Origin of the sequence: Microvirga zambiensis WSM3693 (assembly GCF_016735695.1) — a bacterium.
GTDB lineage: Bacteria > Pseudomonadota > Alphaproteobacteria > Rhizobiales > Beijerinckiaceae > Microvirga > Microvirga zambiensis.
The window spans coordinates 87,926-107,845 of sequence record NZ_JAERQD010000009.1; the positions used below are offsets into that span (position 1 = coordinate 87,926).

Sequence of the window (19,920 nt, forward strand, 5' to 3'; positions counted from 1 at the left end):
TGGGCCGACGAGACTTACTCGATCCCGAGCTTCTGCTTCAAGATCTCGTTGAGGGCTTGCGGGTTGGCCTTGCCGCCGGTGGCCTTCATGGTCTGGCCGACGAACCAGCCGAGCAGGGTCGGCTTCGCCTTCGCCTGCTCCACCTTGTCCGGGTTCGCGGCGATGATCTCGTCGACGGCCTTCTCGATGGCGCCCGTGTCGGTCACCTGCTTCATGCCGCGCTTTTCCACGATCTCGCGCGGATCGCCACCCTCGGTGAAGACGATCTCGAACAGATCCTTGGCGATCTTGCCGGAGATCACGTTCTCGCCGATGAGCTCGATGATGGCGCCGAGCTGCGCGGCCGAGACCGGCGTTTCCGTGAGATCCTTGCCGTCCTTGTTGAGGCGGCCGAAGAGCTCGTTGATCACCCAGTTCGCGGCCGCCTTGCCGTCACGACCCTTTGCGACGTCCTCATAGAAGTCGGCGGAGACGCGCTCGGCCACGAGCACGCCGGCGTCGTAGGGAGGCAGCCCGTAGGACGCCATGAAGCGGGCCTTCTTCTCGTCCGGCAGTTCCGGCAGGTGCCGGGCGAGATCGTCCACATAGGCCTGGTCGAATTCGAGCGGCAGCAGGTCCGGATCGGGGAAGTAGCGGTAATCGTGCGCCTCTTCCTTCGAGCGCATGGAGCGGGTCTCGCCCTTGCCGGGATCGTAGAGGCGGGTCTCCTGGTCGATCGTGCCGCCGTCCTCCAGGATGGCGATCTGGCGCCGCGCCTCGACCTCGATGGCCTGGCCGATGAAGCGGATCGAATTGACGTTCTTGATCTCGCAGCGGGTGCCGAGTTCTTCGCCGGGGCGGCGGACGGAGACGTTCACGTCGGCACGAAGGTTGCCCTTCTCCATGTCGCCGTCGCAGGTGCCGAGATAGCGCAGGATGGTGCGCAGCTTGGTCACGTAGGCGCGCGCCTCGTCGGCCGAGCGCAGGTCGGGCTTCGACACGATCTCCATCAGGGCGACGCCCGAACGGTTGAGGTCGACGAAGCTCAAGGTGGGGTGCAGGTCGTGGATGGACTTGCCGGCATCCTGCTCGAGATGCAGCCGCTCGATGCGCACGGTGATGGTCTCGCCGCTTTCCGGCACATCGACGATCACCTCGCCCTCGCCCACGATCGGGCTCTTGTACTGGCTGATCTGGTAGCCCTGCGGCAGGTCCGGGTAGAAGTAGTTCTTGCGGTCGAAAGTGCTCTTCAGGTTGATCTCGGCCCTGAGGCCAAGCCCCGTGCGGATCGCCTGACGCACGCATTCTTCGTTGATCACCGGCAGCATGCCGGGCATGGCCGCGTCGACCAGGGAAACGTGGCTGTTCGGATCGCCGCCGAAGGCGGTCGAGGCGCCGGAGAACAGCTTGGCCTGGCTCGTCACCTGGGCATGAATCTCCATGCCGACGACGATTTCCCAATCGCCTGTCGCGCCTTTGATGAGCTTCTTAGGGTTGACCGGAGCGTTCATGAGCCTTGCGCCTTTAATTCTCGCCTTATCCTGCCCGGAGTACGAGCGGCGTCGGAGCCGGTCAACCCCTTTCAAGATGAACGGACGTTCAGGTTGGTGAACCAATCGTTAAGATAATCGGAAATTTATGCACAGTTTTCAAAAATAATTGCCACGCTGCGATGAAACCGCTCTCCACATTCAGCGTTGTTCGGGAGGTAAAACGGTCAAGGAGTTTCAAAATGGCTATGGATCCTATGGATCGCGAACCCAATGTCTACAATCGCGAAACCAACGTCTACGATAACACCGGGCGTGGTTCGAACACTCTTGCCTACGTGATCGGTGGTCTTGTTGTCGCGCTTGGCCTGCTGGCCTTCCTCTTCTATGACGGCGGCAGCAACGAGCCGAGCACCACGGGCAGCACGGCGCCGACCACCCAGTCCTCGCCGAGCACCGCTCCGAACGCTCCAGCGAGCCCGATGACCCCGGCTGCTCCGTCGGCCCCCGCGGCCCCGGCGACGCCGTCTTCCCCGGCCGCTCCGTCGGCTCCGGCCAATCCGCAGTAACCCCACGTCCCGCGTAACGCTGCGCATGATGGGTCTGACCTTCGGGTCAGACCCATTTTTCGTTTCACCTTCCAACCTGTCGGAACCAACCGGAATTGGGAGCGGTTACGCTTGAAAACGTTCGAGCGGGCAGCCTCTCAGGAGCAAAGCGATGGCCAGCAAGTCGACTTTCACCCCAGAGGAATGGTCCCGCATCGTCGCGAGCCCTGTGGTCGCCAGCATGGCGATCACGGCTGCGGATCCGGGCGGGCTCTGGAGCCTGCTGCAGGAATCCATGGCGAGCGGCTGGGCCCTGCTCGAAGCCAAACAGGACGCCCAGGCGACGCCTCTGGTAAAGGCGGTCGCCGACGACATTGCCGACACCAACACCCGCAACGCCGTCCGCGAGGGCTTCCAGGCCCAGTTCAAGGGCAGCCAGTTCGCCGACATCAAGAACAAGGCCATCGCGGAGCTGCATGCGGTCTCGAGCCTGCTCGACGCCAAGGCGCCCGAAGATGCGGTTGCCTTCAAATCCTGGCTGTGGAGCGTCGCGCAGAAATCGGCCGAGGCCGGCAAGGAAGGTGGGTTCCTGGGCTTTGGGGGCGTCGCCGTCAGCGATGCCGAGAAGGCCACGCTGGGAGAGATCGCCACGGCGCTCGGCAACCCGGCTGGATCCGGCGCAGGGCTCGCCGAAACCTAGCGGTTCGCCACCCGCCGGGCGAGATAGGCACCGCTGGCCCAGAGAAGGGCCGCGACGAACCGCACCGGAAACAGGGTCAGCGCGTCGGACCGAACCGGGGCGATCCAGGGTATTCCTAAGCTGCTGATCACCCAGGACACGAGCACCGACACGGCCAGCGCGATCATGCCGACGATCAGCACCTTGCCGAACTGGTCGGCCTTCCAGCCGAGCCAGAGAGCGATGACGACCAGAACCGGATCGAAGGCGGCGGGCAGCCAATCCCAGAGATGGACGACGGGAACGGTGGGATGCACGTGTTTTAAGCCCACCACGCCTGCGGCAGCTTGATGCGGCCGGCCGCATCCTCGATCGCCTGCGCGGTGGCGAAGAGCGTCTCTTCGTCGAAGGCGCGCCCGATGAGCTGCAGGCCGAGGGGCAGCCCTTGCGAATCGAGCCCGGCCGGCACGGCGATGCCCGGCAGGCCCGCCATGTTTACCGTCACGGTGAAGATGTCGTTGAGATACATCTCGACCGGATCGCCCGAGCCCTTCTCGCCGATGCCGAAGGCGGCGGACGGGGTCGCGGGGGTCAGGATCGCGTGCACGCCCTGAGCATAGACCTCCTCGAAGTCGCGCTTGATCAGGGTGCGCAGCTTCTGCGCGCGGACGTAATAGGCGTCGTAATAGCCCGCCGAGAGCACATAGGTGCCGATCATGATGCGGCGCTTGACCTCGCGGCCGAAGCCGGCGGCGCGGGTCTTCTCGTAGAGATCGACGATGTCCTTGCCGTTCTCGCGTAGGCCGTAGCGGACGCCGTCATAGCGGGCGAGGTTCGAAGACGCCTCGGCGGGAGCGACGATATAATAGGCAGGCAGCGCATATTTGGTGTGAGGCAGGGAAACCTCGACCACCTCGGCGCCGGCGGCGCGCAGCCATTCGGCGCCCTGGTGCCAGAGCTGCTCGATCTCGGGCGACATGCCGTCGACCCGGTATTCCTTCGGAATGCCGATCTTGAGGCCCTTCACGCCGCGAGAGATGGCCGCCTCGAAATCCGGCACCGGTAGGTCGGCGCAGGTGGTGTCCTTTGCGTCCGGACCGGCCATGGAGCGCAGCATGATCGCCGCGTCGCGCACCGTCCGGGCGATCGGGCCGGCCTGGTCGAGGGACGAGGCGAAGGCCACAGTGCCCCAGCGGGACACGCGGCCATAGGTCGGCTTGATGCCGACCGTGCCGGTGAAGGCAGCCGGCTGGCGGATCGAGCCGCCGGTGTCGGTGGCGGTGGCGCCGAGGCAGAGATGAGCGGCAACGGCGGCCGCGGAGCCACCCGAAGAGCCGCCGGGCACCAGATGGTTGCCCTCGATGGCGCCGGAAGTGCCGGCGCCCACGTTCGACCCCTCGCGCCGCCAGGGCGACACCACGGGACCGAAGGCGCTGGTCTCGTTGGAGGAGCCCATGGCGAACTCGTCCAGGTTGAGCTTGCCGAGCATGACCGCGCCGTCGTTCCAGAGGTTTCGGGTGACGGTGGATTCATAAGGCGGGTGGAAGTTGCCGAGGATCTTGGAGCCCGCGGTCGTGGTCGTGCCGTCGGTGCAGAACAGGTCCTTGATGCCGAGCGGAATGCCCTCGAGCGCCCCGCCCTCACCCTTTGCGATCCTGTCGTCCGAGGCCTTGGCCATGGCGAGCGCCTTTTCCGGCGTCTCGAGCACATAGGCATTGAGCGCCCTCGCCTTCTCGATGGCGGCGATATGGGCCATGGCGAGCTCCGATGCCGAGAAGCTCTTGGCCTTCAGGCCGTCGCGGGCTTCGGCAATGGTGAGATGGGTCAGTTCGGTCACGGGACTGGATCTCTGTTTTAACGTCATGGCCGGGCTTGTCCCGGCCATCCACGCCTTATTCTGCGGGAGATCCCCGGGTCGCACCGCGTTTGCCCGGGGATGATCGAGTAAGGGCAGAGCGCCCTTACTCGATCACTTTCGGCACGAGGAAGAAGTTGTCCTCGGTGGCCGGGGCATTTTGGACGATCTTCTCGGCATAGCCGCCATCGGTCACGCCGTCCTCGCGCTTCTTCATGATCATGGGGGTGACGGAGGTCATCGGCTCCACGCCCTCCACATCGACCTCGTTGAGCTGCTCGACGAAGGAGAGAATCGCGTTGAGCTCGCCCTGGAGATGCGGCACCTCCGCATCCGTCACGGCAATGCGCGCCAGATGGGCGATGCGGCGGACCGTTTTCTCATCGACCGACATGAATGGCCTAACCTCTTGGAAATCTGCTGGCCGGCCTATAGCACCCGCCCGCCTCGGGGGGCAATGTTCGATGTGGGGAATGACACCCACCACGTCATGGCCGGGCTTGTCCCGGCCATCCCGCTCCTGAAAGGCACAGCGCTCGACCGCATCGGGATCACCGGCACAAGGCCGGTGATGACGTGGGGGATTATTATCAAACCGTCACGCCCACCGTCTTGTGCGGCACCACCACCTGGACGCCCTTGCCGTCGAGCGCCGCGACGAAGCGGTCGGCGTTGGGCACCAGCGGCGGGAAGGAGGCATAGTGGCAGGGGATGGCGGCCCTGGCGCCGCCGAAATAGCGCTCGACGGCGAGCGCCGCGACCTCGGGACCCATGGTGAAGCGGTCGCCGATGGGGACGATCACCACGTCCGGCTTATGGATCTCGGCGATCAGGGCCATATCGCCAAAAATATCCGTGTCGCCCATGTGGTAGATCGTCGGCTCGCCCGGCGCCTTCACGATAATGCCGTTGGCGTTGCCGAGAGGATAGTTCACGTCCATTTCCACGAGGCCGGCGGAATGGTCCGCCCGCACGAGGGTGACCGTGAAGCCGTCCTGGTCCGTGGTGCCGCCCGTGTTCATGGGATCGATATTCTGAACGCCCTGCTTGGACAGATGCATGCAGAGCTCGAAATTCGTGACCACCTTGGCGCCCGTCTTCTTCGCGATGTCGACGGTATCACCCACATGATCGCCGTGGCCGTGGGTGAGCAGGATGTGCGAGATGCCCTCCGAAATCTTCGCCTTGTCGCCCTCGAAGGCTGGATTGCCGGTGAAGAACGGATCGATGAGCACGGCCTTGCCGGCGAAATCGAGCCGGAAGGCGGAATGACCGAACCATGTGATTTTCATGAGAGCACCCTCGTTTTCGGCAACATCAGATGGGGCACAAGCGGCCCCGGACCACGTTTCACAGGAACAAAACGCTCATTGCGGCTTTTAGAAGCTAAGCCATAAAACTCAAGCCTGCAGGAGGAGAGTCATGTCCCGCCTCATCGCCAGCTTCGCCGCGGCCGCCGGAATCCTTGCATCCACCAGCGCATTCGCCGTCGAGATTTCGATCTCGTGCAGCGCTCTCGGCAAGGAATACGAGATCTGCAAGCAGGGCGTCGATGCCTGGGCACAGCGCACCGGCAACACGGTCAAGATCGTCTCGACACCCAATTCCGCCACCGAGCGCCTCGCCCTGTATCAACAATTGCTCGCGGCAGGTGCCGGCGACATCGACGTGTTTCAGATCGACGTGGTCTGGACCGGCACCCTCGGCAATCATCTGCTCGACCTGACCTCGAAGGCGCAGAACATCATCGGCGACCATCTCCCCGCCATGGTCGAGACCAGCCGGGTCGATGGCAAACTCATGGCCGTGCCGTGGTTCGCCGATGCGGGTCTGCTCTATTACCGCAAGGACCTTTTGGACAAATACAAGCGCCCCGTGCCGCAGACCTGGGCGGACCTCACCGAGACCGCGCGCCTCGTTCAGGAGGGCGAGCGCAAGGAGGGCAGGAACGAGTTCTGGGGCTATACCTGGCAGGGCCGCGCCTATGAGGGCCTGACCACCAATGCCCTCGAATGGATCGCTTCCAACAACGGCGGCACCATCGTCGATGAAAAGGGCGAGGTCACCATCGAGAACCCGAAGGCCATCGAGGCGCTGAAGACGGCCACCGGCTGGGTCGGCACGATCACGCCGGAAGGCGTGCTCAACTACACCGAAGAGGAAGCGCGCGGCGTCTTCCAGGCGGGCAATGCCCTCTTCATGCGCAACTGGCCCTATGCCTGGGCGCTTGCGCAAGGCCCCGACAGCACGATCAAGGACAAGGTCGGCATCGCGCCGCTGCCCAAGGGCGGCGCCGACGGGCGCCACGCGGGCACGCTCGGCGGCCAGCTCCTCGCCGTGTCGAAATATTCCAAGAACGCGGCGGCGGCGACTGATCTCGTCCTGTACCTGACGAGCGAATCCGAGCAGAAGCGCCGCGCGGTGCAAGGATCCTTCAATCCGACCATCGTCACGCTCTACGGCGATGCCGACATCGCCAAGGCGAACCCCTTCATCGGCGATCTGGTCGACGTGTTCAGCAATGCGGTGGCCCGCCCCGCCACCGTGACGGGCCAGAACTACAACAAGGTCTCGACCGAGTTCTTCAACGCGGTGCATCAGGCCCTTTCCAAGCGCGCCGAGCCTGCGCAGGCGTTGAACCGCCTCGACCGTGACCTGAAGCGGATCAAGCGCAACGGCTGGCAATGATCATGAGCGGCGCCGTCGCCGAGGCTGAAATCCCCGTGCGGACAACCGCACGGGGAAAGCGCTCCTCGCTGACACGCTCGCGCATCCGGGCGGCTTGGGCTTTCATCGCGCCGAGCCTGATCGTACTTGCGCTGATCGCAGGCTGGCCGTTGCTGAGGACGATCTGGTTCAGTTTCACCGACGCCAATCTCAACGACTTGAGCGACTACAAGATCATCGGCTTCGAGAACTATCTCGCCAAATATGACGACGAGTGGTTCGGCGTGCTGACGGAGCCCGACTGGTGGCGCTCGGTGTGGAACACCGTGTGGTTCACCCTCGTCTCGGTATCCATCGAGACGATGCTCGGCATCGTCGTGGCGCTGATCCTCAACGCGGCGTTTCCCGGCCGCGGTCTCATGCGCGCCATCATCCTCATCCCCTGGGCGATCCCGACCATCGTCTCCGCCAAGATGTGGAACTGGATGCTGCACGACCAGTTCGGCGTGATCAACGACATGCTTCTGCGCATCGGCCTGATCGCGGCGCCGATCACCTGGACGGCCAATCCGGACACGGCCCTGTGGACCGCCGTGATGGTGGATGTCTGGAAACATACCTCCTTCATGGCGCTCCTCATCCTGGCGGCTCTCCAGATGCTTCCGCAGGATATCTACGAGGCGGCAAAAGTCGACGGCGTCTCGCCGGTCCGCGTCTTCTTCCGCGTGACCCTGCCGCTGATCAAGCCGGCTCTGCTGGTCGCGGTGATCTTCCGTTCCCTCGATGCCTTACGGGTGTTCGATCTCATCTACGTCCTGACCTCGAACTCGAAAGACACGGCCTCCATGTCGGTCTATGCGCGCCAGCAGCTCGTCGATTTCCAGGAGGTGGGTTTGGGCTCCGCCGCCTCGACGCTGATCTTCCTGATCATTGCGCTGCTCGTCGTCATCACGCTCGCCGCCGGACGCGTACGGCTCGGAGAGGATCCCCGATGACGATCCTCGCCCGCATCGGCTTCTGGCTCCTCGTGATCGTCATCGCCGTCTTCGCGCTGTTCCCGTTCTATTACGCGATCATCTCCTCGTTCCGCTCCGGGAGCGCCCTGTTCTCCGTGGCCTATCTGCCGGAAAGCTTCGATCTCTCGAATTATTTCGCCGTCTTCGAGCGCCAGCCCTTCGGCTGGAACATCCTGAACTCGATTATCGTGTCAGGCTGCGTGGTCGCCATCTCCCTCGCGCTCGGCATCACGGCGGCCTACGCCTTCGGGCGCATCGCCTTTCGCGGCCGCTCGCTTTTGCTCATGACCATCCTCGCCGTCTCGATGTTTCCGCAGGTCGCGGTCCTCTCGGGCATGTTCGAGCTGATCCGCGCCTTCGGCCTCTACAACACCCTGCCCGGCCTCATCCTCGCCAATCTCATGCTGACCCTGCCCTTCACGGTGTGGGTGCTCACCACCTTCATGCGTGAGCTGCCGAAGGAGATCGAGGAGGCGGCCTTCGTCGACGGCGCGACACCCTGGATCGTCGTGCGGCGCGTGTTCCTGCCGCTGATGGCGCCGGCTGCCGTGACCACGGGGCTTCTCGCCTTCATCGTCTCGTGGAACGAGTTTCTCTTCGCGCTGACCTTCACGCTCACAAACGAGCGGCGCACCGTGCCGCCGGCGATCGCGCTGATGAGCGGCTCGACGGCCTATGAGCTGCCCTGGGGCACGATCATGGCCGGTTCCGTCATCGTCACCATTCCGATCATCGCCCTGGTGCTCGTGTTCCAGCGCAAGATCGTGGCCGGCCTCACGGCCGGTGCCGTGAAAGGATAGTCCAGGGTGTTCTGCAATGGCTGATGTCGTCCTCAAGAACGTCCAAAAATCCTTCGGCCGGATGAAGGTCATCCACGGAGTCGATCTGGACATCCGCGATGGCGAATTCGTGGTCTTCGTCGGGCCTTCCGGCTGCGGGAAGTCCACCCTGCTGCGCCTGATCGCCGGACTCGAGGACATCACGGCGGGCGATCTCTTCATCGGCAATGAGCGCGTGAACGACCTGGTGCCGGCAAAGCGCGGCATCGCGATGGTGTTCCAATCCTACGCTCTCTATCCGCACATGAACGTCTACGACAACATGGCCTTCGGCCTGGAGCTGGCGAAATCCTCGAAGCCTGAGATCGACGCCAAGGTGCGCGAGGCCGCGCGCATGCTGCAGATCGAGCAACTCCTCGACCGCAAGCCGCGCCAGCTCTCCGGCGGCCAGCGCCAGCGCGTCGCCATCGGCCGCGCCATCGTGCGCGATCCAAAAGTATTTCTCTTCGACGAGCCGCTCTCCAACCTCGATGCGGCTTTGCGCGTGCAGACACGCATCGAGATCGCCAAGCTGCACACCGACACGCGCGCAACGATGATCTACGTGACGCACGACCAGGTCGAGGCGATGACGCTCGCCGACCGGATCGTGGTGCTCAACGGCGGCCGCATCGAGCAGGTGGGCACGCCGCTCGAACTCTATCACCGCCCGGCCAATCTCTTCGTCGCCGGCTTCATCGGCTCGCCGCAGATGAATTTCATCGAATGCCGGGTCGCCGGAACGGGACCCGATGAGGTGCTGGTCGACCTTCCGAGCGGCGGCACCCTCGCCGTTCCGGCACTGCCCGACGGCATCAGGCCCGGCGATTCTGTCACCCTCGGCGTCCGGCCGGACCATGTCCGGATCGGGCCGGAGGGTACACTCACCGGCCGGGTCGAACTGGTGGAAGAGCTGGGCGAGAACCACCTTCTTTATGTCGATGTTGGCGGCGGCCGTCGCCTGACAATCCGCGAGCCGGGCGATGCGCGGCACATGGTTGGCTCGACCGTCACCCTCGACCTCGCCCGGGAGTCTTGCCACCTGTTCCGTAGCTCGGGCGAGGTGTTGCCGTCTCGAACCGGCACGGCAAGTCCGCCCCTATCCTCTCCCGGTCTCGCCAGCGCAACATCATAAAGCAGTATCATCCCGGCCGAAGCGCAGCGGAGGGGAAGGGAATCTATTTGCCCCTCCGCGCCATGGATCTCCTTCCCTCGCCAGGGTGACACCCTCATACGTCATCCCCGGACTTGCTCCGGCCACCCACGTTTTGGGAACCGCAATGCTGCCAAGACGTGGGTCCCCGGACCAAGTCCGGGGATGACGGCGGCGGAGGGCATGAACGGGAAGTGATGACGGCGAGGGAGGTAGAGAAGACCTCGAACTCCCGTCTCGACGCCGCTCCACTTCCTCTATACTGGCTGTAAGCCGGCAGAACGAGGAGGCCGCCCATGATCTCGCGGGACGACGAACTGGTCGGGTTCATCGACGGGCTGGCGCCGCGCGCGCGTCTCATGGGTCTCGATCTCGGCACCAAGACCATCGGCCTTGCCCTGTCCGACGTGGAGCGGCGGATCGCGACGCCGCTCGAGACGATCAAGCGGGTGAAATTCACGCCCGATGTCGAGCGCATCAAGGACCTCGTCGCGCGCTATGAGGTCGGCGGCCTCGTCTTCGGCCTGCCCCTCAACATGGACGGCACTGAAGGCCCGCGCTCGCAGGCGACCCGTGCGTTCGTGCGCAACCTGAAACCGTTGCTGCCTCTGCCCGTCTTATACTGGGACGAGCGCATGTCGACCATGGTGGTGACCCGCACTCTCCTCGATGCGGATGCCTCGCGCGCCAAGCGGGCCGACGCCGTCGACAAGATGGCCGCAGCCTACATCCTGCAAGGTGCCCTCGACCGCTACGAACGCATCGCCGCCGACGCGCAAGACGCTCAGGACGAGGCAGACCTGCGCGCCGAGCTCGACATGGATACGCCGCCGGGAGGCGGCGCATTGGATGAGTGATGCAAGGTTCGGCCACGTTCCTCACGGATTCGGCGCTGCCGCGAACTAGAGCATAGGACCCAAAAGTGGACCCACTTTTGGGATCCAATCCGTTGCTCCACTCTAAAGAGAGCGCATCGTTGAACGCAGAAAACCGGGTCCACTTTTCGCTGACGCGGCCCTCTGGGTCTGCACGATGCGCTAGAAAATAATGAAGTCCTTGTGAGTGAGATTCAGGTTCGCATCGAGCTGAGCGAATTGCACGGCCGCTTTCGCTCCCGTCCCATCGGGATCGTAATAGAGACTTCCCGTCGCCTTGTCGTAGATGAGCCGATCATCGGCGTCGTGAGCGCTGGAACCGGTCCAGAACGCGCCTTCCTTGATTGCGCCCTTGGGGTTGGCGGAAACCTTGAAGATCTTCTTGTAAAGCGCGATCGTATCGGCCTTGACGTTGAAATCATCGATCACATCGACGTTGCTGCTCGACAGCTTGGTGTCGAATCCGAAATAGTCGGAACCAGCGCCTCCGATGAGGGTGTCCCGCCCCAGACCGCCACTGAGGAGGTCGTCACCGCTGTCACCGTAGAGCTTGTCGTTGCCGATCCCACCGTCGATGGCATCCGTGGCGCCCCGCCCGCGGAGGGTATCGTTGCCGCCCCCACCGAGCAGGACGTTAGCGCGGCTGTCCCCCAAAACGGTATCGTTGCCGGATTTCCCGACTGCGAGACCATCCTTATTGGCCTTGATAGTAGCCATTGACGCATTCCCCGATATTTCGCCTGACACAAAGTAAGCGCTGCCCGAATCTGCAATAGAATCCGCCCATTCGAAATGCAACGCTGTAATGACCAACCTCTACTTATTTGTCGAGGAGATCAATTTCTCACGGTGCCGAGCCTCTTCGATTCCCGATCTTTCAGAAGTGTGGCCACGCACATGGGAGACTTTTCCAGGCAAGAAAGCTTAGCCGAACCGGCAAAACCTGCTGGAGCCCGGGGCGAAACTCGCAGCTGGCCCTCCATTTCAAGGCTTGACGAGGCGTAAAAAGCCTCCTATCTCAGCGCCAACCGCGACGCCGGCCCCGAATTCCCGCCCCGGATTGAATCAATCTGAATAGGCGAAGGATTTCATTGGCTTAGTGGGGGATAGTTTAATGGTAGAACAGCGGACTCTGACTCCGCTAGTCTTGGTTCGAATCCAGGTCCCCCAGCCATTTGATTTCATTATGAAATTCTGATTTGCGCATTTAGAACGGCTAGGTCGTAACTGTGCTATTCCGTTGCGGATTCGGTATCTCTCCAATGCCTCGACCTATCGCGCGGACAGCTGATGCCAACGCCGCACTCAAGTTGCTTACCCGCGTCACGAATGACCACCTTGACCTAAAGATCAGCGTCTAGCCGTAACTCTCCCCCTGACCTCCCACGACACTGCCATCTCCGAGCTTAGCGGATCGAATGCGACGTCTGAACGCAGACGAGAGATTGGAGAACTGTCGGATCGATGACAGATGGGGATCGCTGAATCGATTACGGGATGAAGACCGAAACCGTTTCTGCCCCTACGGTCGGATCCTAAAAGCGCCCACTCTTTCGAGGGGCGCTTTCTTTTTACTGACGGTGTCCGCCATGCAGAAGCCTGAGGACGCCTGTAACCGCTTAGATCATCTGGCCTGACCCGCGACGCTCTGGGCTGGGTTACCAGAAGTCCAGAGGTTCGTTGGGGCCAGGGGGGACTTCGCCGTAGGCGGGAACGATGACGGGACCCTCACCCGAACCGGGGGGCGTTCCACAAAACGGAGGTTCGCCGCTGCCGTGGCCACCGTCGCGAGGGAACCAGGATGACAAATCCTCCAACAGGTGTGACAACGGGTTGTCGCCGTATAGCGGACCCACATCACCGCCCGGTCCGCCGTTCGGTTCCACGGGTATGGGTTCTCCCGGATTAGGTTCTCCCACAGCAATCGCGGGCGATTCTTTGCCGCTCGAATCGTAGGGTATGTTGTAGCCGTTCATGAGACGTCCTTTCCAGTAAGGCTGCTCGCTTCCGCCGAGGATGTTCTCCGACGGCGAACGGTCACTCTTGCCTACTTCGCAAGGACCGATCTGTGAGATGCCTCACAGGAATTCAAAGACTTCGGTATTTGACGCGAAAACGCCCGCTCGCTACCCTCCCGAAAAAATACGCAATGAATTCGAGGAGGAATCATGTCCACGTGGAAAATTGCGCTCGCGTCCGCAACTCTGCTAACGGTCGGCAGCTTCCAGGCTCTCGCGCAACAGAGCTTCCCCAGCCGCTACATCACCATGGTCGTGCCCTTCGCAGCAGGAGGACCGACAGACATTGTCGGCCGTATCGTCGCTGATCATATGTCACGCACGCTCGGGCAGCAGGTGGTGATCGAGAATGTCGCCGGTGTAGCCGGAACGATCGGCGCGGCGCGTGTCGCCAAGGCGGAACCGGATGGCCACACCCTCTTGGTCGGGCCGATGAGCACGATGAGCTTTTCGCCAGCCCTCTATCCAAAACTCGCCTTCAATCCGCTCACCGATTTCGAGCCGATCGGCATCGCCGCCTCGGCGCCGATCATGCTCGTCACCAACAATACGATTCCCGCCACCAAGCTCTCGGAATTCACCGACTACATGAAGGAGAACCCGGCTAAGCTAACCAACGGCAATGCCGGTGTCGGCTCCACCTCTCATCTTGCCTGCCTGCTTCTCAACAACCGTGCCGGCGCGTCGGTCACTCTCGTCCCCTATCGCGGCACTGGACCGGCCTTGACGGATGTCGTCTCAGGGCAGGTCGGCTATCTCTGCGACCAGGTCACGAGCTTGATGTCCCAGGTCCAGGCCAAGACGGTCAAGCCGCTTGCCGTGCTCGCGCCGACGCGCTCTCCTGTCCTGCCCGATGTGCCTACGGCAAGCGAAGCCGGCATGAGCGGCATCGACATGGTGGTGTGGAACGCACTGTTTGCGCCCAAAGGAACCCCGCCTGAGATTGTCGAGAAGCTGAACGCTGCTTTGCAAAAGGCCATCACAGATCCGGCGTCGCGCGAGAAGTTCCTGCAGCTCGGTGCCGAGCCGCCACCGGAGAGCCAGCGCTCGCCGCAGGCTCTGCGTCAGATCCATGCCGCTGACGTGACGAAGTGGGGTGAGGTCATCCGAGGCGCCAACATCAAGGTTGAATGAGCCGGCGCCGAAAGTCTCACAGGACAGAGCCTCTCGCGTATGCAATCTCTACAGCGCATCGCGCGGCCCCAGAGGGTCGCGCGATGCGCCAGCCAAGAAAAGGGAGCATCGGAATTGCCCCAAAAGCGGGTCCACTATTGAGTCAATTCCGATGCTCTCGTCGCCGAATGCCGGCAAGTTACCCTCCAATCATGCCGGCAGGCAGATAAGCGGGTGCCACCACAAGGATATTTGCCGCCTTGCGAAGGTTTGTGCCTATCTTAAGTGTTCAAGCCTAAACCGCCCCTCTGCTCAGCTGGCGACAGCAATTTTATCATAAGATTCCTATTATAAATAATTTGCCTAGATTAACGTGCGCGATTATTATCCACCCTCGCAATTAATCACGCTTTGCCAGTTAATCAACTCCGTACTACCCCTTTTGAAGCAGAAATATAACAGATTTGGCTGACATATACGTCGTCAATCTGCCAAAAGTACTTTTTTTGTCATCTATAATACTGGAGCTTAAAATAATAACTCCTCTGATAGATCGTTCCTTATGCACGAAAAGGAGGAAACGATGGCAAAAGATAAAGAAAAACCGGATAAATTACTGATTTCCGACAGTAACGTGAACGACAATATAGTTCCCGAGGGATCTGCAACCGGCACGGAGGTGGGTCTCACCGTCCTGGGGACACTCAAAAACGCCAAGGGTCCGATCACTTACAGCCTGACGAATAGTGCTTCAGGTGCATTCGCCATCGATCCTTCTACTGGGGTCGTCAAAGTGGCCAATGGTGCCCTGCTCGACTACGAGGTTGCGCAGAGTCACACCATCACTGTCAGTGCGACGGATGGAAAAACCACTGCGTCGCAGAGCTTCCAAATCGGTGTGCAGAATGTACTGGACATCTACGGGACAGGCGGCGGTCCGACTGACGTTCATATCGCCGACCTTAATGGCGACGGAAAAATGGACTTTGTTGCCTCAACCGGTGCAGGAGCGTCAGTCTCACTCGGCAACGGGAACGGCACTTTTCAAGCTAGCACCCAATACCCTGCCGCTGCTGGCGATGATGTTGTTATTGCCGACTTCAACGGTGACGGTCATTTGGACCTTGCGGCTTCCCAGCAGTCAAACGGCGGCCAAGTTGCTGTTTTGCTTGGAGTAGGAGATGGCACTTTCCTGTTTGGAGGGTCATATGCTGCCGGATCCGGATCTAACGGGCTCGCGGCTGGCGACTTGAACAATGATCAAAAAGCAGATGTCGTCGTCGCAAATGAGCACGGTGGTGTGATAGTACTGCTTGGCAATGGAGATGGCACCCTGAACTCGGGCACAACTTACGCTGCAGGGTCTGTCCCAAATGAGGTGGAGCTTGCCGATTTGAATGGCGATGGTGACCTCGACATCGCTGCCAGCAATCTTTTTGGGAACAGCATTTCCATTCTGATTGGTAACGGTGATGGCACCTTCCAGACTCATGTCGATTATGCAGCTGGTGCAAGATCATCGAACCTCGCCATCGGGGATCTCAATGGCGACGGCGTTGCCGATGTTGTTTCGATCGACCAGGATGCTGATACCGTGTCCATTCTGCTCAATAATGGGGATGGCACATTTCAACCAAGGACGGCCTACACAGTCGGGGACTTTCCCAGCTCAGCCTCGATTGGAGACGTGAACGGCGATGGTGTGGCTGATCTCGCTGTGACCAATCAGGGAAGCAACAACATCTCTGTACTTCTCGGCAATGGCGACGGGACGTTCAATTTGCATGAGACACACGCTTCTGGAATGCTTCCATGGGAGTCCGACCTAGGCGATCTCAATGGCGACGGAAAATTGGACCTCTTAGTCGCCGCTTATGGCAGCAACGGCGTGGCTGTGTTCCTCAACCAATATGACTTCATGGTATAAGACCGCGCCAAACGGGCACAAACGTCCCGCGCATCAAAAAGCACACACGTTAGGGCATGGTGCGATTGCCGTGCCCTAATGTGGTTAGACGACTCTATAGCTGGCTCCCCAGACGGCATTCACGAAAGTTCCAGCAGTCCGGCGAAATTTTTAACGACCGGGCAGAAGCTTGAAGGTGTCTGCAGTTGCCTCGACCAAAATCCGAGCCCAGGGTTCTGGATGAACTCTACGCCTGTACAATCGCGTTTCAGACAAACCGGGTGGCGCCTGCCATGACTGGGAGGGCCTAGCGAACGAACATCTCTGCGGAGTAAAAATCGTTAAACGACGAAAAGGTCTTTGTAGGTCAGGTTGAGGTTCTTCGATACCAGGGCAAACTCCACCGCGGCTTTGGAGCCCGAGCCGTCGACGTCATACGACAGCACGCCCGTTTTCTTGTTGTAGATGATGTAATCGTTGGAATCGCGGGCCTTGGTGAGGCGAAAATGCCCACTCTTCAACTGCGCCGGATCTGAACTGTCCCCTGCACTGCCGAGCTTCTTGAACATGGCATTGTCCAGCCAAATCGCATCGTCATGGACATTGAAGTCGGAGATCCGGTCTCTGTTGGCGCTCTTGCTCGGCTTCGTGTGAAACACGAATAGATCCATCCCTGCGCCTCCGTAAAGGACATCGTTGCCCGCCCCACCGTTGATATAGTCGTCGCCGTCATATCCGCGCAGGGTATTCGAAAGCTGGTTTCCGAAGATTTCGTCGGCAAAGTTACTGCCCCGCACATACTCCATGTTACCTTCGAGCCAAACCATGGTTCGCGGGGACGAAGTGCCGACATCCGCGACAGGCAGAGCCCAGCCGAACTTCTCGGTGACAATGTTGGAGAACTGCCAATATGGCAGCACGATGCGCCAACCTTCGGATGAGCCCTGGGCAGTTACCGTATCGCGGCCACCTGCGTCCCATATGGTCTGATAAAGGCTGTCGACCGAAAGGTTGTAGGTCGAGTCTCCTGCATTCGTTCTGCGATTGATGCCATACAATGCCTGGAGTCCGATGACATCGAGCGCCATCGGCGTCGCCGGGTCGAATTCGGTGAAATTCAATTGATAATCATCCTCGTAGGACATCACCGAGAACCAGTCTTTGTCCCAGTTCGGAATACCCAGGTACTGCAATGTCGGACGCCCGGTACCGCCACCGTCATGCGTGTGCTTCAGACCAAGGGCATGCCCGAATTCATGCAACAGCAAAAACCAACCTTGCGAACCCGCAGCGTAGGAAGGAAGCCTCACGGCCTCGCTGTTGACATTGAGAAAGACGTCTCCGGCACCGCCGGTATGCATCTCCATTTGTGTGGAAGGGAATCCGCCGATGGCCCAGCCCGACGGGTCGGAGAAGATTGCCGAACTTCCGCTCAGAGAAATGTTGAGATCTGAGCCCGAGTAGTATGAAGCCGAAGGATCTGCGTAATATCCATTGAACCTGAATCCAATGTTGGCGTATTGCGAGAATGTGTTCAGGACTTCATACGCAACCTGCGCGATCGCGGTTGGATCCGCCCAAGTCTCTCCCTGAAAACCATGCGACACGCCCCAAGTGAGCGTCCTCGTCCCGTCCATGACCCAATAGCTGCCGTTCGTGATGGCGTCGACGGCGGCATCGGCGGTGTAGGGGAACAATTGCCAAGTTGGGTAAGCCATTGAACTGCCTCCAGCGAGGTTTCGCAAAAAGCATTCGATTCAATTGGATTATTGACGCTGTGAGCTTTGCCTGCCGCGCATATCGCATCGCGACGCGACGGCTATCACTGCCCACACCTGTACTTGCAAATCTATATAAATACGACTACAGATGGAAGAATAGCTTAGCCGACAGCCTTCGCCTTACAAGAGCGAGATACTGGCTATTTCGGATAAGGCATCGGTCCGCGGCGGGGCCGCAACTCAACGCCTTCTGGCAGCAGCTGCCTGGGTCTCTTTGAGGGTCGTCTCGACCTTGTCGAGCTTGGTCTCGATTTTGTCGAGCTTCGCCAGAATCTGATAGAGGAGATCCGGGACGACGCGGGCGTGGTCGACGTTCTCGCGGGATGCTTTTGCGATCGCCTGCGTCGCCTCGATGAGTTCTCGCATTTCCGTCCGGCTTCCCGTCACGGCGCCGTTTGCCGGCGCCGGGGTGGTTTGGGCCGTCACCTGGCCGGTCAATCCGATTGTCAGAACTGCAGCGATCGCCACATTGCGCATGTTTCAGGCTCCCAAGAGAACATACCTCGCGCATCGTGCGGACCCGGAGGGCCGCGCCCAACAATGCGCAAGCCAAGAGAAGAGACATCGGATAGACCCCAAAAGTGGAATCCACTTTTGAGTCCGATGCTTTAGACATCTCAGGACGCCGACGGCAAAGCAAAGCTTTTTTGCATCTTCCGGCGAGGAGCACTCGCCGGAAGATCCGCTAGATCCAGGAAATGAGGTCAGTCGATCTGAACCCCCGCCTCCTTCACCACGGGTGTCCACTTGGCGATCTCGGTCTTGACGTGCTCGCCGAGGGCCTCCGGCGTCGAGCCGACCACGGTGGCGCTGAAGGTCTTGAGCCGCTCCTGCACGGCCGGGTCCTTCACGGCCTTGAGGGCCTCGGCGTTCAGCCGATCGATGACTGCCTTCGGAGTGTTCGGCGGCGCGAACAGGGCATTCCAGGTATAGGTCTCATAGCCGGCAAGTCCGCCCTCGGCGATGGTCGGCATGTCCGGGAAGGACGGCGCACGCTCCTTGGTCGTCACTGCGATGCCGCGCAGCGTGCCCGCCCGGATGAACTCGGAGGCCGAGGGCAGATTGTCGAACATGATCGGCACCTGGCCCGCCACCACATCGTTGAGCGCAGGCCCTGCACCGCGATAGGCGATGTGCTGCATCGACACCTTGGCCATGCTCTTGAAGAGTTCGCCGGAGAGATGCAGGGGCGTGCCGACGCCGGAGGACGCGTAATTGTACTTGGCCGGATCGGCCTTCAGCAGCGCGATCAATTCCGGCACCGTCTTCACCGGCAGGCTGGGATTGACCACCAGCACGTTGGGCACGATCACCAGCAGCGACACGGGAGCGAAATCCGTCAACGCGTCATAGGGCTTGCGCTTGAGCATCAGCGGGTTGAGCGCATGCGTCGCGACGGTTCCCATCAGGATCGTGTAGCCGTCGGGCTCGGCCTTGGCGACACGGGCCGCGCCCGTGCTGCCGCCGGCTCCCGCGACGTTCTCGATGATGACCGACTGCCCGAGGCCTTCGGACATCTTCTGAGCGATGATGCGGGCGACCACATCGGTGGAGCCGCCGGCGGCGAAGGGCACGACCATGGTGATCGGACGGCTGGGATAGGTCTGGGCCGAGGCTGGCGCAAGGCCCAGGACTGCCCCGGCCAGAATGGCGCCACCGGCGAGGAGGGTCCGGCGTCGGGTTGCTTTGATCACGATCTTTTCTCCATGTTGAGCGATAGGCAGAAAGGGTGCCGCGCTTGGCTCTCACATAGCCGCCAGGAGAGCGATGTCCATGACACAGGAACCTGTGCGGTGTTGAACTCTGCTTGATCGATCGGCCGGTCGCGAGCGCGCCAGGGATCGATGGCGCCGCCAAGGTCGCCGATTTCCCGGCACACCTCCACCTCAGTGGTTTACCCCGCCCGTCTCAGGTGTTTCCCCGATTTTTGATTTCGAACGGTCCGTCTAAGCTCTCGTTTGCAAAGAACGGATTTTCTTGAGCCATTCTTCAACGGCTCACCGCCTCGAAACCAGAGGGAGC

General features: G+C 61.1%; 18 protein-coding genes and 1 tRNA gene. 10 read left to right on the plus strand and 9 right to left on the minus strand.

Annotation, left to right across the window (positions count from 1 at the left end):
• Window positions 1–14: 14 nt before the first annotated feature.
• Window positions 15–1,490: an Asp-tRNA(Asn)/Glu-tRNA(Gln) amidotransferase subunit GatB gene (gatB, locus tag JKL46_RS09610; protein ID WP_201832288.1), complete on the minus strand. Its 1,476-nt coding sequence runs from the start codon at window positions 1,488–1,490 to the stop codon at window positions 15–17.
• Between the two features lie 221 nt (window positions 1,491–1,711).
• Here gatB and JKL46_RS35415 point away from each other — a divergent pair, with 221 nt between their 5' ends.
• Both JKL46_RS35415 and JKL46_RS09620 read left to right on the plus strand, forming a co-directional pair.
• Window positions 1,712–2,038 (plus strand): LPXTG cell wall anchor domain-containing protein, encoded by a 327-nt coding sequence (locus tag JKL46_RS35415; RefSeq protein ID WP_246529224.1) that lies wholly within the window; start codon window positions 1,712–1,714, stop codon window positions 2,036–2,038.
• A 151-nt stretch (window positions 2,039–2,189) separates the two neighbouring features.
• Window positions 2,190–2,717 (plus strand): hypothetical protein, encoded by a 528-nt coding sequence (locus JKL46_RS09620; protein ID WP_201832292.1) that lies wholly within the window; start codon window positions 2,190–2,192, stop codon window positions 2,715–2,717.
• Here JKL46_RS09620 and JKL46_RS09625 read toward each other — a convergent pair.
• The 4 genes from JKL46_RS09625 to JKL46_RS09640 all read right to left on the minus strand — a co-directional run bounded on the left by JKL46_RS09625 (window position 2,714) and on the right by JKL46_RS09640 (window position 5,843).
• Window positions 2,714–3,013: a hypothetical protein gene (locus JKL46_RS09625; protein ID WP_201832294.1), complete on the minus strand. Its 300-nt coding sequence runs from the start codon at window positions 3,011–3,013 to the stop codon at window positions 2,714–2,716. The two genes, JKL46_RS09620 and JKL46_RS09625, sit on opposite strands and share 4 nt — an antisense overlap.
• A gap of 5 nt (window positions 3,014–3,018) precedes the next feature.
• Window positions 3,019–4,533 carry an Asp-tRNA(Asn)/Glu-tRNA(Gln) amidotransferase subunit GatA gene (gene gatA / locus JKL46_RS09630; protein WP_201832300.1) on the minus strand — a complete coding sequence of 505 codons (1,515 nt, stop codon included), beginning with the start codon at window positions 4,531–4,533 and terminating at the stop codon, window positions 3,019–3,021.
• Window positions 4,534–4,657: 124 nt separating this feature from the next.
• Window positions 4,658–4,945 (minus strand): Asp-tRNA(Asn)/Glu-tRNA(Gln) amidotransferase subunit GatC, encoded by a 288-nt coding sequence (gatC, locus tag JKL46_RS09635; RefSeq protein WP_201832301.1) that lies wholly within the window; start codon window positions 4,943–4,945, stop codon window positions 4,658–4,660.
• A 196-nt stretch (window positions 4,946–5,141) separates the two neighbouring features.
• Window positions 5,142–5,843: a metal-dependent hydrolase gene (locus JKL46_RS09640; protein ID WP_201832302.1), complete on the minus strand. Its 702-nt coding sequence runs from the start codon at window positions 5,841–5,843 to the stop codon at window positions 5,142–5,144.
• 130 nt (window positions 5,844–5,973) lie between these two features.
• Here JKL46_RS09640 and JKL46_RS09645 point away from each other — a divergent pair, with 130 nt between their 5' ends.
• The 5 genes from JKL46_RS09645 to ruvX all read left to right on the plus strand — a co-directional run bounded on the left by JKL46_RS09645 (window position 5,974) and on the right by ruvX (window position 11,062).
• On the plus strand, window positions 5,974–7,239 hold the full coding sequence (locus tag JKL46_RS09645; protein ID WP_201832303.1) for an ABC transporter substrate-binding protein: 1,266 nt from the start codon (window positions 5,974–5,976) through the stop codon (window positions 7,237–7,239).
• Window positions 7,240–7,241: 2 nt separating this feature from the next.
• Window positions 7,242–8,213, plus strand: a complete 972-nt coding sequence (locus JKL46_RS09650) for a carbohydrate ABC transporter permease (RefSeq protein ID WP_425493249.1) — start codon at window positions 7,242–7,244, stop codon at window positions 8,211–8,213.
• Entirely contained in the window at window positions 8,210–9,034 is an 825-nt protein-coding gene (locus JKL46_RS09655; RefSeq protein ID WP_201832307.1) for a carbohydrate ABC transporter permease, read from the plus strand. Before JKL46_RS09650 ends, JKL46_RS09655 begins: the two co-directional genes overlap by 4 nt.
• 16 nt (window positions 9,035–9,050) lie before the next feature.
• Window positions 9,051–10,187 (plus strand): ABC transporter ATP-binding protein, encoded by a 1,137-nt coding sequence (locus tag JKL46_RS09660; RefSeq protein ID WP_201832308.1) that lies wholly within the window; start codon window positions 9,051–9,053, stop codon window positions 10,185–10,187.
• Between the two features lie 314 nt (window positions 10,188–10,501).
• Entirely contained in the window at window positions 10,502–11,062 is a 561-nt protein-coding gene (gene ruvX / locus JKL46_RS09665; RefSeq protein WP_201832309.1) for a Holliday junction resolvase RuvX, read from the plus strand.
• Between the two features lie 180 nt (window positions 11,063–11,242).
• Here ruvX and JKL46_RS09670 read toward each other — a convergent pair whose 3' ends face one another.
• Window positions 11,243–11,797 (minus strand): calcium-binding protein, encoded by a 555-nt coding sequence (locus JKL46_RS09670; protein WP_201832310.1) that lies wholly within the window; start codon window positions 11,795–11,797, stop codon window positions 11,243–11,245.
• A 383-nt stretch (window positions 11,798–12,180) separates the two neighbouring features.
• On the opposite strand from JKL46_RS09670, the gene JKL46_RS09675 reads away from it, so the two are divergent.
• The 3 genes from JKL46_RS09675 to JKL46_RS09685 all read left to right on the plus strand — a co-directional run bounded on the left by JKL46_RS09675 (window position 12,181) and on the right by JKL46_RS09685 (window position 16,138).
• Window positions 12,181–12,254 (plus strand) — tRNA-Gln (locus tag JKL46_RS09675).
• A gap of 994 nt (window positions 12,255–13,248) precedes the next feature.
• On the plus strand, window positions 13,249–14,232 hold the full coding sequence (locus JKL46_RS09680) for a Bug family tripartite tricarboxylate transporter substrate binding protein (protein WP_201832312.1): 984 nt from the start codon (window positions 13,249–13,251) through the stop codon (window positions 14,230–14,232).
• A 562-nt stretch (window positions 14,233–14,794) separates the two neighbouring features.
• Window positions 14,795–16,138, plus strand: a complete 1,344-nt coding sequence (locus tag JKL46_RS09685; protein ID WP_201832321.1) for an FG-GAP-like repeat-containing protein — start codon at window positions 14,795–14,797, stop codon at window positions 16,136–16,138.
• A 320-nt stretch (window positions 16,139–16,458) separates the two neighbouring features.
• Here the strand turns inward: JKL46_RS09685 and JKL46_RS09690 are convergent, their stop codons facing one another.
• The 3 genes from JKL46_RS09690 to JKL46_RS09700 form a co-directional block, all read right to left on the minus strand.
• Window positions 16,459–17,835 (minus strand): M10 family metallopeptidase C-terminal domain-containing protein, encoded by a 1,377-nt coding sequence (locus JKL46_RS09690; protein ID WP_201832323.1) that lies wholly within the window; start codon window positions 17,833–17,835, stop codon window positions 16,459–16,461.
• A 243-nt stretch (window positions 17,836–18,078) separates the two neighbouring features.
• Window positions 18,079–18,375, minus strand: coding sequence for a hypothetical protein (locus JKL46_RS09695; RefSeq protein WP_201832326.1), 297 nt, complete (start codon window positions 18,373–18,375; stop codon window positions 18,079–18,081).
• A 227-nt stretch (window positions 18,376–18,602) separates the two neighbouring features.
• Entirely contained in the window at window positions 18,603–19,592 is a 990-nt protein-coding gene (locus JKL46_RS09700) for a Bug family tripartite tricarboxylate transporter substrate binding protein (protein WP_425493250.1), read from the minus strand.
• Between the last annotated feature and the right edge of the window lie 328 nt (window positions 19,593–19,920).